At 36.6% G+C, this 15,377-nt stretch carries 10 protein-coding genes; all 10 read right to left on the bottom strand.

Features of this window, described 5'->3' with window-relative positions:
- Window positions 1-11: 11 nt before the first annotated feature.
- A complete protein-coding gene (locus ACXACQ_RS14955) occupies window positions 12-3,338 on the bottom strand; it encodes a VCBS repeat-containing protein (protein WP_474976763.1) in 3,327 nt (1,108 codons plus the stop codon).
- A gap of 58 nt (window positions 3,339-3,396) precedes the next feature.
- On the bottom strand, window positions 3,397-4,929 hold the full coding sequence (locus ACXACQ_RS14950; protein ID WP_474976762.1) for a RagB/SusD family nutrient uptake outer membrane protein: 1,533 nt from the start codon (window positions 4,927-4,929) through the stop codon (window positions 3,397-3,399).
- 23 nt (window positions 4,930-4,952) lie between these two features.
- The gene (locus ACXACQ_RS14945; RefSeq protein ID WP_474976761.1) at window positions 4,953-7,982 is read right to left on the bottom strand and encodes a SusC/RagA family TonB-linked outer membrane protein; all 3,030 of its coding nucleotides are present in this window, start codon (window positions 7,980-7,982) and stop codon (window positions 4,953-4,955) included.
- A 726-nt stretch (window positions 7,983-8,708) separates the two neighbouring features.
- Complete coding sequence (trmB, locus tag ACXACQ_RS14940; RefSeq protein WP_474976760.1) at window positions 8,709-9,371, bottom strand: tRNA (guanosine(46)-N7)-methyltransferase TrmB; 663 nt, start codon at window positions 9,369-9,371, stop codon at window positions 8,709-8,711.
- Entirely contained in the window at window positions 9,371-10,663 is a 1,293-nt protein-coding gene (locus ACXACQ_RS14935; protein WP_474976759.1) for a bifunctional folylpolyglutamate synthase/dihydrofolate synthase, read from the bottom strand. Before ACXACQ_RS14935 ends, trmB begins: the two co-directional genes overlap by 1 nt.
- A 54-nt stretch (window positions 10,664-10,717) precedes the next feature.
- On the bottom strand, window positions 10,718-11,608 hold the full coding sequence (locus tag ACXACQ_RS14930; protein WP_474976758.1) for a hypothetical protein: 891 nt from the start codon (window positions 11,606-11,608) through the stop codon (window positions 10,718-10,720).
- Between the two features lie 3 nt (window positions 11,609-11,611).
- Window positions 11,612-12,001, bottom strand: coding sequence for an ExbD/TolR family protein (locus ACXACQ_RS14925; RefSeq protein WP_474976757.1), 390 nt, complete (start codon window positions 11,999-12,001; stop codon window positions 11,612-11,614).
- Window positions 12,002-12,009: 8 nt separating this feature from the next.
- Window positions 12,010-12,690: a MotA/TolQ/ExbB proton channel family protein gene (locus tag ACXACQ_RS14920; RefSeq protein WP_474976756.1), complete on the bottom strand. Its 681-nt coding sequence runs from the start codon at window positions 12,688-12,690 to the stop codon at window positions 12,010-12,012.
- Window positions 12,691-12,698: 8 nt separating this feature from the next.
- On the bottom strand, window positions 12,699-13,565 hold the full coding sequence (locus ACXACQ_RS14915) for an SPOR domain-containing protein (RefSeq protein WP_474976755.1): 867 nt from the start codon (window positions 13,563-13,565) through the stop codon (window positions 12,699-12,701).
- 134 nt (window positions 13,566-13,699) lie between these two features.
- A complete protein-coding gene (locus tag ACXACQ_RS14910) occupies window positions 13,700-15,364 on the bottom strand; it encodes a TonB-dependent receptor (protein WP_474976754.1) in 1,665 nt (554 codons plus the stop codon).
- Between the last annotated feature and the right edge of the window lie 13 nt (window positions 15,365-15,377).

Raw genomic sequence — 15,377 nt, 5'->3', positions numbered from 1 at the left:
CATTTTATTAATCACATTGAAGGGTTCGCTGCATTTACCTGATAAAGCATTGGGGATTTATCATTGCGTAAACACAACAAATAGGTTTTATTATTATTTATAATTTTTAAAATTTGTTTCACATCTCCATCAAGCATTATACTATTTTCTTTAAGTATCAAGTGCCCTGACTGATTAGCATACAAAATCCCTGTACTCGCATCCAACTTAGAATATTGAGGTAAAAAATAACTATTATTCCCCGCTAGTACTATATCAGATACATCATTTTGTGCTTTAAGAATATGAATGGCATTTACACTTGAAAGTTGAGCTTGCTGAGGTAAGGCCTTTATGGTAAAATTGCCATTTCCATCATTAATAGCCATACTCGACTTAAACCAATTACCCAATTTCACTTGTGCCTTATTTAATATTTCTGGTTTAAATAAATCTTGAATGGCCTTAGTGGCAAATTCTTTATGTTTCAGGTTTTGCTTCTTTAAACTAACAATTTGAGATGTCAGTTCTTTCTTCATATGCACAGTTACGTCCCTGCCGTCCACACGATGTGTAATAATTTTTTCTTCGGTATGGTTATTATCAAAGTCATACAACCATAGCTTAGCAGGGTTTTCTAAATCGCCAGTAAAATAGAAATTCTCACCTCTATTACCGATAATTAAGTCTTTATCACCATCACTATCTATGTCGGTTACTTTTACCGCATTCCACCAACCAGAATAGTCCTCCAACCCTGTTTTTACAGGAGTGAGCTTACCATTACTATTTTTTAATATAATAGGACTCATCCATTCACCTACCACCACCATCTCAGGCTGACGATCATTATCAATATCAACCAACGCAGCATCCGTTACCATGCCTACCTGCTCCAATGCAGGAGCTACTTTTTTAATCTCATCTTTAAAATTTCCTACACCATCGTTGATATAAAAATAGCTTTTAGGACTTTTTCCATAATTTTGAGGTACACTTCTACTCCCCACATATAGATCTAAATCGCCATCATTATCAATATCATAAGGTAATGCTACAGCTGTATTATAGCCATTGTTATTTAAAGCCGCTGCATGAAGGGTGAAATTACCCTGGCCATCGTTAACATATATCCTGTCCTGCATTGGCATAGATTCTGGCAAATCATAATTACCTCCTGAGCCAATAAACACATCCTTATCTCCATCATTATCAATATCAAAAAACTTAATAGCAGTATCTTCAAATAAACTATTTTGCTCAAATGCTGACTGCTCCTTTAGCTGCCAACCGTCATGCTTACCTATATAAAGTTGTGCACTTTGCCCTCTGGCTCCACCTATCAATATATCATCAATACCATCGCCATTTACATCAGCCACATCTCCTTTAGGCCCTTCATGGCTTAGCATTTCTATCACCAAACCCTCGTTATAAAAATCCACATAACGGTCTTCTTTATGTTGGATAAAAACGCTATCCTTAATCAGCTTAAAACGTGAATCACGCTGTGGTCTATCATCTAAACCTTCCATCAATGGTTTCGAAGAGGCATTTTTATGATTTACAACCAATAAGGTGTCCACTGGCACCTCCGACATAATCAACTGATAATTATCTGCCCAGTTAACTACCATTGAATCAATACTACTGACCTTGCCTAGACCAAAAAACAAAGGATAATCTACAGAAGACTGAAAGCCTTTGGAAGGCATCAACTCTGAAACGTATTTATTGCCATTAGAATACAAAGCAACAGTGACTCCTACGGAAAAGGTGTTTAAGGCACTTCCCACAACTTTTACTTTTAAATAGTGAGCATCAGCTCCCAAAACAGTGTTATTTCTTAATATAGAAACAGGCTGATTAACATTACTTACTATTAAATCAAGATCACCATCATTATCCAAATCTCCATAAGCTGCACCATTAGAAAAGGTCTTTTCAACCGCTGTATAATCAGATAAATCTTGGAAGGTTAAATCACCATTATTAACAAAAAGCTTATTAACAATTGGTTTTGAGGGCATTTTATTCACTATATCATTCACTTCCTTCTTGCCCCCAGATAATGCCATTTGCTGAATCATATCATCTGCAAAAAAATCTATAAAATCTTGATCAGTTATATCGTGATAAATCCCATTACTTACATAAATGTCTTTAAAGCCATCATTATTAACATCAAACATTAGTGCACCCCAGCTCCAATCAGATGCTGCCACTCCTCCATAATGAGCGATTTCACTAAAGTGACCATTGCCTTGGTTGAGCTGCAATGTATTTTGCATGAATTGATAGTAGAAATCTCTCTTTAATTTCAACTCGTACACGCTATATGGCTCAAAAGAAGTTGTTGCCTTTAGTCGTTGCTCATCATCAGGTAGCATATCCGTAGCAAAAATATCCTGATGTCCATCATTATTAATATCAGCAATATCGGCTCCCATGCTAAACGCACTAACATGTCCAATTTGCGTTTCTAACTCTTCATTAAAAGTACCATTCTTTTGATTGATATATAAATAGTCTCGCTCAAAGAAATCATTAGAAATATAAATATCATCCCATCCATCACCATTGACATCTCCTATGGTTATACTAAGTCCAAACCCAATTAAGCTATTGTATATTCCGGCCTCTGACGTAACTTCCACAAACTTGCCTCCTTCATTTTTCAATAGCCTATCTCCTCCCCCTCTCAAAAAATCCTTAACCGGCCACTGATCTGCAGGTAATTCACGCTTATTGCTATAATTCAACGTATGTACCGGTATAAAGCTGTTATTCAAAATATATACATCCAGATCACCATCTTTATCATAATCAAAGAAGGCCGCATGAGTGGTATAGCCATTTTCAGCAAGTCCATATTCCTCTGCTCGTTCGGTAAAAGTCAGGTCTCCATTATTGATATATAACTCGTTCTTCTGGTTAGTATTTTTTCTATAACCTGCGTTACAGACATAAATATCTAACAGACCATCATTATTGACATCAACAAACACTACTCCCGTACTCCATTTATTTACACTGCCGACACCCGCTTTTTTTGTAATATCTTCAAACTGAAATCCTCCCTTATTGAGGTATAACTTATTCTCTCCCATATTACTCGTAAGGTAAACATCAGGAAGGTTATCATTATTAATATCTCCAATACCGACCCCTCCTCCGTTATAAAAATTACGATATAAGAAAATGTTAAAATCAGCTGTATTTTCAACCTTATTAATAAATTCTATACCTGTAGACTTTGGGGTCAGAGAGGTGAATAATGGAGTTTTTTTGTCATCAGATTTTTTGGTACATCCAAAGAAGAATAGGAGAATAATAAGGAGTCTGCTGGCTAGATGCATAATTAAGAAAGGCCGCTCCCTTTACGAAGCGGCCATATTAAACTATAAAATTTGATAATTAATATCCAGGATTTTGAGGTAAATTAGGGTTAGTAGAAATAGCCTCGGCCGGAATAGGGAATAACAACCGTGTTTTATCTGAACGACTGTCCTTCTCTTGCCATGTACCTAAAAAGGCATTGAACCTGATCAGGTCATTTCTTCTCCAACCTTCCCAATACAATTCTCTACTTCTTTCATCTAACAGTTCTTGCTCTGTAAGTGATGCCAATTGGCTAGCACCTCTCTTGTCTCTTATATCATTAACAATTTCTAAAGCCGATTGATCTACCGCTGTACCACCTCTCATTATTGCCTCCGCTTCCATTAGTTTAGCGTCTGCATACCTTAGTAATACAAAGTCATTATCAGCTTGGTCTCCAGGGGTATCAAAATCTGGTGGGTATTTAATAGCCCTAATTCCTTTTACTTCTAAATTAGGTCCTGATTCTATTAAGCTAAACTCTTTGGTAAATGCCAGAGGATTACCGTTTCTATCTGACAATGGCTCTCCTATAGAATCATATTGCTGACCTACTAAAAAACCAGCATTAAGACCACTTTTATTCTCTTCAAAATAATCTAACTCTGTATACCTTCTTTGATCCCCTTCTTCAAAACGATTATAAAGATCCGCTAAAGCAACAAAACCATTCCAACCGCTAGGGTTTTGATTATAATGCAATGTCATAAACCAATAAGCACGAATATTACCAGCTGCTATTCCAGAGGTATTTTCAGACACGAATATTAGCTCCGAGGATTCATTGCCATTCTGTGGAATAAAATTATCGAAATACTCAGGATCAATTTCATAACCAGAAAGACTATTCACGTGAGATATAACTTTATTCATATCGGAAACTTCAAAGTTATAAGGCCCTTCTTCTGCAGCATTATTATCACCAGTAGCTAAGTATACCGCTCTATTTAAATACATTTTAGCAAGCAAAGCATGCCCCGCATTTTGTGTAGCAATGCTTGCTCCAAGATCCGTTGGAAGATCATTAAAGACCTCTTCTAACTCTGAAATAAGGATATCTATAGCTTCCTTTCTATTTAACAATTGAGAGGGTGGAAGCAATAAATTTTCACCACAAGGCCTGCGAGGAATTTTACCATAATTATCTAAAACAAGAAAATCATTAAAAACCCTTAAAAACGTAGCCTCAGCCTTAATACGGCCCGTAGCTCCTTTACATATAATTTGACTTGCGTTGTACGAATTCTTATTTAAAGTTCTCCAAACAGTGTTGATATATGCATGGGAAGTGGTCCAGGTATGCGTATGTAACACTCTCCAAATTCCAGCATCATCCCAGTCTCTACCTCTAGTTGGTCCTGCCATCTCATCTGTGGGGTGCTCAGTAAGCACTAAAAGGTTATCCTGACTTTGTAAGTCACGAAGGTTAGAATAAGCACCATTCAATAATTGCTGTAAATCAACCGCTCCCGCATCAGATATTCCATCATTAAGCTCCTCTTCCAAATCCGTACAGGCCATTGGAACCAGAAAACTTAAACATATAATATAGTTAAGTATTTTTTTCATAGTTAAATCTTTTATTAACGTCATTAGAACTTGACATTTAGGCCTAGCATTAACATTCTTGCTCTTGGATAAGACGCATAATCAATACCAAATGAAGGCACATCATCTATCGCTTTATTGGTATTTACTTCTGGGTCAAACCCATCGTAACCAGTAATTAAAAATAAATTCTGCCCTGTAGCAAAAACTCTCAAAGACTGAATCCATTCGATATTTGAGGTTTTAAAGTTATACCCAACAGTTAAGTTGGCTAATCTTAAGTAATCAGCATCCTCTAAAAATCTTGTAGATGGTACAGCTGGGTCAGAAGGATCTTGTCCTAAGCCTATAACACGCTTATCAACATTAGCTCCCCCATTTAATGCAGATTGACTAAATAAAGCTAGTGCTGTATTATCAAAAATTTGATGGCCAAATGCACCGTTGAAGTACACGCTAGCGTCCCAGTTTTTATAATTTAATGCACCTCTAATACCTAGTATATAATCTGGGTTAGGAGAACCTACAAAGGTACGGTCACCAATGCCAGGCTTCTCTATTCCGCTGGCTGTATTTTGCCCGTCTCCATTAAGGTCTGCAAATGTGGAGCTTCCATTTTCATCAAAGCCGGTAAAAATAGGTAGGTAAAAAGCATATAATTGCTGTCCGTCATAAAGTAACTGCGACCTCTGCCCTGTTAAACCTTGTCCATTGATCTCCCCTGTTTGAATACCGGTAGTAAAAATATCAGATACATTATTGATCTGGTTGTGGAAGAAGCTCATATTAACACCTACATCAAGTGTTAGGTCTTGTTTATCAATTACAACCCCGTCAATAGTGATATCAATACCTTTGTTTTCAACAGTTACACCTTCCAAGTTTCTCCAAACATATACATCAGGAGCTTGCTGTGCTGCTCTTAATCTAAATAATAAGTCTTCTGTTTTTTTGTAATATAAATCTACAGAACCAGTTAATCTGTTATCAAAAAATCCGTAATCTAAACCAAAGTTATACTGAGTAGTTTGCTCCCAAGTCAAATCAGGGTTACCCACCGTGGTTTGTTGGATTCCCGTTCCATCCGGTAGTGGCTTATATTGGTCTTGGGCCGAACCTGCAGGAAACTCCTGATTACCGGTAATACCCCAACCCAATCTTAATTTTAAATCAGTAAATAATTCAGGAGTAAAATCTTCCTCTACCAACCTCCATGCAAAGGCTGCAGAAGGGAAATAACCATATTTATTATTTTTACCGAATTTGCTCGATCCGTCAGTTCTAAATGTAGCTGTCACCAAGAACTTATCATACATATCAAAATTCACCCTTCCGAAATAAGACTGCAACTCTACGTTAGGCTCATAGAAAGAAGAGTTAGAACTAGCAGGAAAATTACTTCCGAAATTAAGGTTATTAACGTATAACCTCTGATCATCATTTATGAAGTTAGTAGCCCTTTGACTGCTTCCATTTCTGGTAAATTTCTGATAAGAATATCCCGCTAGGGCGTTAAACTTAACACTTTCACTCAATGTTGTATTATAGGTAAAGGTGTGCTCTGCCAAAACTGACCCAGCCTCTATATTCTCAATATTACCAATACCTCCTTTTCTTTCAGCTCCTTGCCCATTACCTGCAAAATTTGCGTTCATAAGCTTGGAAACTCCAATCTTACGTTCTGACTCAGAACGATCAATTCCTAAGTTAAACTTATAATCTAACCCTTCAATAAGTTTAACAGTAGCTGAAATGTTAGCAAATATTTTCGATGTTTCGGTATTGTCATCATAATAGTTCAAAAATGCTAATGGATTCCTCTCATTATCACTAGGCTGAGTAAAATTGCCATTATCATCATAGAAAGGACGCGTTGGATTCCATCTTAAGGCAGAAATCATTAAATCTCCTTCTGCACCCACGTTATCAGATAGTGCGGTAGTTTCATCCTCTATATAACTGGTAATTAAAGTACTTGCTAATTTAACTCGGTCATTGAATACATTTTGAGAAATATTAATGGTAGCATTATACTTTTCCATACCTGTATGCTCTATTACACCTTCTTGGTCTTGGTAGCCAAGTGAAATTCTGTATCGGCCACCGCTTTCTGTAGTACCTCCATAAGCCAAGTTATGATCATGAGTAAAAGCTGTTCTTGTTACTTCATCGAATGCATCAACATCTGCACCAAAAAGCACATTAGAATTTGATACCTGATCTCTCATCTCAGATGCAGATAACAAATCATACTTTCTATTCTTAGGAATTTGATTTACACTAAAAGCAGATGAGTATGTTAACTCTGGCTTTCCTCTACTCCCTTGCTTAGTAGTAATGATGATTACACCATTAGCTCCTCTTGAACCATAAATCGCAGTGGCAGAAGCGTCTTTCAATACGTTCATAGTCTCGATATCATTAGGATTGATAAAGTTTAACGGGTTTTTGGCGCTAGCTCTACCTGCACCTACATCTGCACCCGCACTTATATCTCTTCCATCTAAAGGCACTCCATCTAATACTATTAATGGGCCATTTCCGGCTCTTATAGATGATGCTCCGCGAATTCTAATATTAGAACCTCCGCCCGGCTGGCCACTACTTGAGGTAATTTGTACTCCCGATACTCGCCCTTGAATAAGTTGTTCTGGTGAAGTTTGGATTCCTTTATTGAATTCTTCTTCTCCTAACACCTCTACAGATCCTGTAGCATCTTCCTTCTTTACACTACCATATCCTATAACAACAACTTCTGTTAACTCGGTAACATCATCTGTCATTTGAATATTAATAGATGTTCTAGTACCTACCGCTACCGACTGAGTAGCATAGCCAATAAATGAAAAATTCAAGGTGGCATTATCCCTTACTTTTATGGAATAATTACCTTGAATATCGGTTACCGTCCCTGTTGAGGTTCCCTCCACAAGGACATTAACACCTGGCAAAGAACTTCCATCTGATTTAGAAGTTACCTTACCGGATACCATTCTTTCTTGTGCATATAGCGAGTGACTCATACAGAGAGAAAGAATAGTAACCCATAAAACACTAAGTAAAATTTTCTTCATGAGGTTTACTTTAATTAAACATTTCCATTATTTCAATCGATTTCAAAAATGAATATTCAATTCAAAATCAACATTTTAAATCACTTTGTGTACATATACACTTTACACGATAGTAATTTAAGTAATAATATGCTCAAAAATAACAACAATCGACCCCGCAAACGATTGCATGTAATTTATTTAATAGGATTATTGAATTTAATCAACTATAAATCGTTGTAAATTATAAACCTTACCTATACAGAATGAGAATTAATATGCAATAAACCGGTTTACTATATATTGACCTGATATGTCAAGGTTTATTACACAACAGTAATATGGAATGTAAGAAAAATTAAATATTTATCATTTTTGAATCAAAACATAAATATAAAAGGATACCATCAATTAAATAGAAAGGCATAATACCACAGTAACCTTGCAAAAAAACAATGCAATTATGTTTTAAAAACAGGCAGACTAACAAAAAGCGAGGAGAAAAATAAGAAAAGGTAAAAAAACCTACAAGGTTCGTGGTTATTTAAACCCCCGATAAGACAGGATTTGAGCTGCCCTACGATTTCGGCCGTCCACTGTTAACCTGAATGAACGAGGTCCCCGAAGGGATGAGGCCTGGCCTAGAACAAAGGCTTCACTCGGTATTGTTTTTAATGTTAGGTTTAAAAAACTTGTCGACCTTGCAGGTAATGCAAAATTACAATTTAATATGACATGCCAAAAGCATTATACCTTAAACTTAAATCGTAAATATTTAATATCATGTCCTTCTGCACTAAACTTCTTTTCGTATCTGGTCCTGATATCATAACACTCTTCTTTTAAATCAGAATGATATAAATCGAATGTATGCACCAGATCTTTAATATCATTACGTTCATTGAGTACTTCTAAGGTGTATTCAAATAAACCTGTGTTATCCGTTTTAAAGAAAACATTACCTTCTGGCTTCAATATTCCCTTATATATATCAAGGTATCTTCCGTGTGTAATCCTTCTTTTAATGTCCCTATCTTTCGGGCGCGGATCAGGAAAGGTAATCCATATATCATCTACTTCACCAGGCTCAAAATAATTAGCCAACTCAAGTATATGCACTCGTAAAAAACCGACATTTTCAATTCCCTCTTCTAGGGCTATACCACTCCCCTTCCATATTCGGTCTCCTTTAAGGTCTATGCCAATGAGGTTCTTATTAGGAAAACGCTGAGCCAACCCTATTGAATATTCGCCTCTACCGCAAGCTAATTCTAGCGTAATTGGATTTGAATTTTTAAAATAGGTCTCGTGCCAATTTCCTTTAATTTCTTCTATAATACTTTTACCCGGCTCTATTACGTTGTGTCGTTCTGCATTAGCGGCAAAACGTGCCATCTTGTTTCTACTCATTATAAAACATCTATTTCTGCAACTACAAAGGTACTGCCTCCGATAAATATTAGATCATCATTTCCTGCATTTCTTCTGGCTGCATCTACGGCATCACTCACTCTCTTAATACTTTGCCCACGCAAGCCTTTAGCATGTGCCTGTCGCTCTAACTGCTCCACTGGCATGGCTCTAGGAATATCAGCTTCACAAAAATAATAAGAAGCATCTTTAGGCAGTAACTCTAGTACTTTATCAATATCCTTATCGTTTACTGTCCCCCAAACTATATGCAATTTATTGTAATCAAGATCCCTAAATTGCTCTACAATGAACTCTACACCTGCATAGTTATGCCCAACATCACATATGGTTAGCGGACTATCATTTAGAATCTGCCAACGCCCCTTCAAGCCAGTGATATCAGTCATGTGCTTTATTCCACTTTTCAAAGCCTCAGCATCAATACTCCATCCCTTCTCTCTTAAGACCTCGATTACACTGATCACACCCGGCATGTTCTTTTCCTGATATTTCCCAGCATGCGGCATTTCGAATTTTATATCCTGATTATTGCCTGTTACCATCAGTATACCCTCAGTATAACTAGCATGGTAGATATCAGAAGCAAAACTTATCTTGCTATCCTTATCCGTAGCAAGATTTCCAAAAACTTCATCTACCTCATTTTGTCGCTCACTAATGACTACAGGCACCCCTTTCTTAATCACGCCTCCTTTTTCAAATGCTATTTCCTTTAGAGTATTACCAAGCCACTGCTGATGATCTTCACTAATGTTAGTGATTAAACTCACTTCAGGGTGAATGACATTAGTTGAGTCCAACCTTCCTCCCATTCCAACTTCAATCACAGCTATATCCACTTTTTCATCAGCGAAATATTGAAATGCCATAGCTACTGTTAGTTCAAAAAATGAAGGCTTAACTTCCTCTATTATACCTACATTCTGATTAATAAAATCTAATACTGCCTGCTCAGGTATTTCTATACCATTTATTCTTATCCTCTCGTTAAAATTTTTAAGATGTGGGGAGGTATAAAGTCCTGTTTTATAGCCCGCAGATTGTAGTATGGCAGCTATATAATTAGAAGAACTACCTTTACCGTTAGTTCCTGCTATATGTACAGATTTAAATTTAAGCTCAGGATTTCCAATACCCTCTAATAATTTAACAGTATTGGTAAGGTCTTTTTTATATGCAGATGCACCAACCTTCTGAAACATTGGCAATGAGGTATACATAAAGTGTATAACCTCATCATAATTAGAAAAACGAGTAATACCTTCCATTTCGCAAGCTATATTAATTGATAGGTGTAAGAGCTGCGAAGGTAATTAGAAGTTTTATTTTGATTTAATAACAAAGGTAATTTTACCTGTAGAAATTGGTGCCGCTATGGTGTTGTCAGAGGTTCTGCTAAAAGTAAGCTTTTCCACTTCTGCTCTATATATTTTTTCCACTGCCGGACTCACGCTTCTAATTAATGTTTTAACAGATATAATTTCACCCATGTCATCTATCTTAACCTCAAAAACAATTCTACCATTTTCATTAGAACTATCCTTAGGTTTTGGAATGTAATCCCACATCCATCCTGTCATATCCAGTGCGGATCCTCCACCACCTCCTCTGTTACCATATAATGCGCGTGAATCTAACGATCCTTGCGGGTCACCTTTATCACCCTCTTCATTCTCATTATCTCCATGATTAGCATTTTGAGGCGTTTTATTTTCACCATCTGTGCCATTAGCTCCGTTGGCAGGCTTGGTAACTTCTTTATTTTCGACAGGCTTGGCGGTCTCCTTAGGTGTTTCTACCTTTTTCTCCACTTCCTTTTTGACTTCAGTTTTTTTTGGCTTTACTTCCTTTTCAACCACATCGGGGCTTTCTTGCACATTAGTAGAAGTCTCTACTACCTCTTCTACAGGCTCCGCGGCCATCTCCTCCACCGGGGTTTCTTCTACCACCTCTTCGCTGGGCTCGGGTAATTCTTCGGGTGCAGCTTCTTCTTCTGATTCTGATGGCGTAGCAGGTTGCTCAGGCTGTATTTCTCCTGTTCCTACATTATCTAAACCAAAATTAAGTTCAATACCGTATTCTGGCAGCGGAGGATCAGGCTCTCTCCAGGCTACTATAAACAGAAAAACCAATAACAGAACTACATGGATTGATACTGATATGATCAATCCTGCTCTCTTATTCTTTAATTCTTCCTGTTCGTTCACTGCCATCTTTTAATTTGTTTTTGTTGCAATAGAAACTTTAGCTTCTAAGGCAGTAGCTATGCCTGCCACTTCTACCAGATTTTTAGTAGGTACGCTTTCATCTATATGAAGTACAACTATACCTTCTTTACCCCGCAACTTGCTTTTTAGTTCCCGCTCTAAACTAGAGCGGCTTACCTTTTTATCATTTACAAAATACTGTAAATCTGCAGTCACTGTAACGGATAGTTTCTGCATTTCTACTGTAGCGGTTTTGCTGGTAGGCAAGTTAATAGGTAACCCAGAAGGTGTAATAAATGATGATGTAAGCATAAAAAATATCAATAACAGAAATATAATATCAGTCATTGATGACATGCTGAACATGGGTTCTACCTGATGTTTAGATTTAAGAGCCATACTGCTAATTATCTAGGTTCTTGTAATAAATCTATAAACTCAACAGAGTTGTACTCCATTTTGTGCACTACTTTTTGAACTTTGGCTACAAGATAGTTATATCCCAAGTATGCCAAAATACCCACAAACAAACCTGCTGCAGTAGTTACCATGGCTGTATAAATTCCTTCTGAAAGCAACTTAGGACTTACAGAACCTTCTTCTTGAGCTATAGCAATAAAGGCCTGAATCATACCGATAACAGTACCTAAGAAACCTAACATAGGCGCAGACCCTGAAATAGTAGCCATTAAAGATAGATTCTTTTCTAACTTAAAAAGTTCTATTTTACCTACATTTTCAATACTTACTTCTATATTTTTCAATGGACTACCTATTCTAGACAAGCCCTTTTCAATCATTCTTCCTGTAGGAGAATCATACTCTTGGCATAAGATTTTTGCTCCGCTAATATCACCCTTCTCCACCAAGTCTCTTATTTTACCCATAAAACCATCAGGAGTTTTTTCGGCCTTCATAATAGTGAGCATTCTCTCAGCAAAAATATAAATAGCCATTATGGATAAAGCTAAAATGGGAACCATCATAAAGCCCCCATCAAATAACAAATCCAATACTGAAACAGATTCCGGTTCATGAGCCACATTGGCTACCGTATCTACACTTGTAGTAATTTGTGCGAATATCATATATTGATTTAATATCTTACAACCCAAACATCATCACCATACTCAGGCTTGAAGTCATTAGCCGCATTGTCGGCCTCTGCCCATGTCTCATAACTGCCTACAGCTATACGATGAAATTTGCTTTTGCCAAAAGGCTCTATGATATAAGAACTAATTCCTTTTTTAGTTAACTTCTTTGCATGATCCATGGCCAGATCACCATCAAGAGCACTGGCAATAACAATATAATAACGCCCTGTTCTTGAAGAAATTGTCTCAACCGAACCAATTTTAGGTTTAGCATCTTCAGCTTCTCTGGCAGCAGCTTCTGCGGCAGCCTGCTCTTCTAATGCTCTTTGCCTCTCTAATTCTGCCTGAGCAGCCTTTTGTTTTTCCTCAGCTTCCTTTTTCTTCTGAGCTTCTATTCTTTGCTGTTCCTTTTCAACTTGTGCTGGCTTATATGAAAAGAAATAATACCCTACAGCACCTAATAAAAGAACAACTATTACAATAATACCTATTATAATTCCAGCATTACTCTTATTCTCTTCAGGTTCATAGCTTCCAGGCACATAACCTTGAGGCTCTGATTCATAATCTATTTCCTCTTCCTGATAAACAGTTTCTTCGTAAGTTTCTTCTGCTACTACCTCTTCTTCATATGGTGTCTCTTCGTAGGTAGCAGGAGTCTCTTCCTCAGGTATGTAAGTTTCTTCTTCTTTTACTTCTTCTGGCTGAACCTCATCAGGTTCTTCTTCCTCAGTAGTTCTATTAATTGGCTCATAGTCAATTTCAGGTAAACCAAAGTTATCATCGGCATCATTAATATTCTCGTTGCCGCCTTGATTTAAGTTGTCATTGTCCTCTAATTCGTCTTTGTTTTCTCCGTTGGCCATGGTCGAATAGTTAGTCTTCTCCTCTTAATTAAATAAATACAAAAATAACTTTATTTTCCAGTGAGACAAATTTCTCACAACTTGCAAGTTTACAATAATAATCTTTTTCTTTAATTCAAAATCGAAGAAATGTCCTAAAAGTTATAAGTAAGGCCTGCCATAAACTGTAAAGATCTGGTAGGGTATCTATAATAAAGTTCGTATTCCTTACTAAAGATATTATTGAATTGTAAGAAAACAGAAAACCTATCAGAAATCAAATAATCTACTTTAAAATTTAAATCAAAAGCCGCATCTAAGCTTACCGCTTCGTTATTCTCTCCTCTGGCAGTTATTCCTCCAATGGTAAATGCTTCTAAATTGAATAAAAACTTGTCGTACAAATCATAAGTAGCCATGGCAGTAATTTTATAATTTGGCTTGTGCCATGCTTCGTCTATACCATCAGTGCCATAACCCCAATAATCACCTCTGGCTGTTAACCTGAACTTATCTGAAGTATTGTAACTCATTTGACCAAATAGATTTACTACTGCGGTATTTCCTTTATCATACAAAATGTCAAATCGTGATTGATCAATAGAATCGTTCACAAAAAAGTACATGTTTTTGTAATTTGCTATACTAATGCCTGCTTCCACTCCCATTCTATTATTCACTTTAGCGTTAATACCACCATATAAATCAAAAGACTTATTGGCGTTGAATACCGGCACGTTATCCATTATGTATGGATTTTCCATTGAGATAGACCTTAAAGTATTCTTCTGAACATCTCCTCTTATACCAGCATATACATCTATGCTCTCTGTAAGTCCGTAGGTAGCTTTTGCCATGGGGTAAAAATGTAATTTATCTGCGCTTCCAAGCGTATCGTTCTCCACTACTACATTAAACCCTGCTTCTAACTTAAAGTCTTCATATTTGAACCCTACTATTGGCTTTAACCTAAACAAATTTCTGTTTTGAGTTTTCTCTTCATCAAAAATGGTGAATTTTCTATTCATTAAAGCCAAGTCTGCATCTACCCTAACGAAAGTATTCTTATCGAATTTATATTTACCATACCCTGCAAACTGCACTTCATTCTCTTTGGCTACATAATTATCCTTTAATAGATCCACCTGTGCTTCTAATGCGTATTGAAAGGGAGCTTTTTTATTGGAGCTCTCTAGCTTACCTTTTAAGTAGAAATTATTAAAATATTGTTTTATAGAATCTTCATCATTGATCTCCGCCCCATCAGGGTAGCCATAGAAATGATAATTTCTTCTGCTATACCCAATATCACCGCTAAGCGTTACTGCCTTAGTAAAGTATTTACCAAAAACATCTAAATCGAGAGATCCCGATCCGCTATTTTCATCATCTACAGGTCCTTTTTTAGAGTTTAAATAATTAAAATGCGCTCCGTAGCTATAATCTTTACTGCGCTTATTATTGAAATAACCTTCTAAATAAGGCGTAACAAAATTACCAAACCCAGCTTTTATATAATTACCATATAGTTTTTGAAGTCTTTCATCTTTTATTTTCAAGGGCCTCATCCTCACATTTAGGTCCGGTAAAGTAAAGTTGATATTGTTAAAGAAGTATTCAATATTTTCTCTCTTTGTGGTGGTAGATGCTGGGGGAATCTTCTCGAAATTTCTATTAGCAGCAGGCAAGGTAATTTCCCTGTCTTTTACAATCTCTATTTCAACATCTTCAATTTCACCATCATTTTCCCAACCATCTTGTGCCTGAGTAGCCAATGGTAACCCTACCAACATCAGGATATATATAATATTATTCTTCATATGAATTTCGGAA

The organism is Fulvivirga sp. AWR4_260, assembly GCF_056158185.1.
Note: the sequence above shows the minus strand (reverse complement) of the source record. Positions and strands in the feature narration are given on the sequence as shown.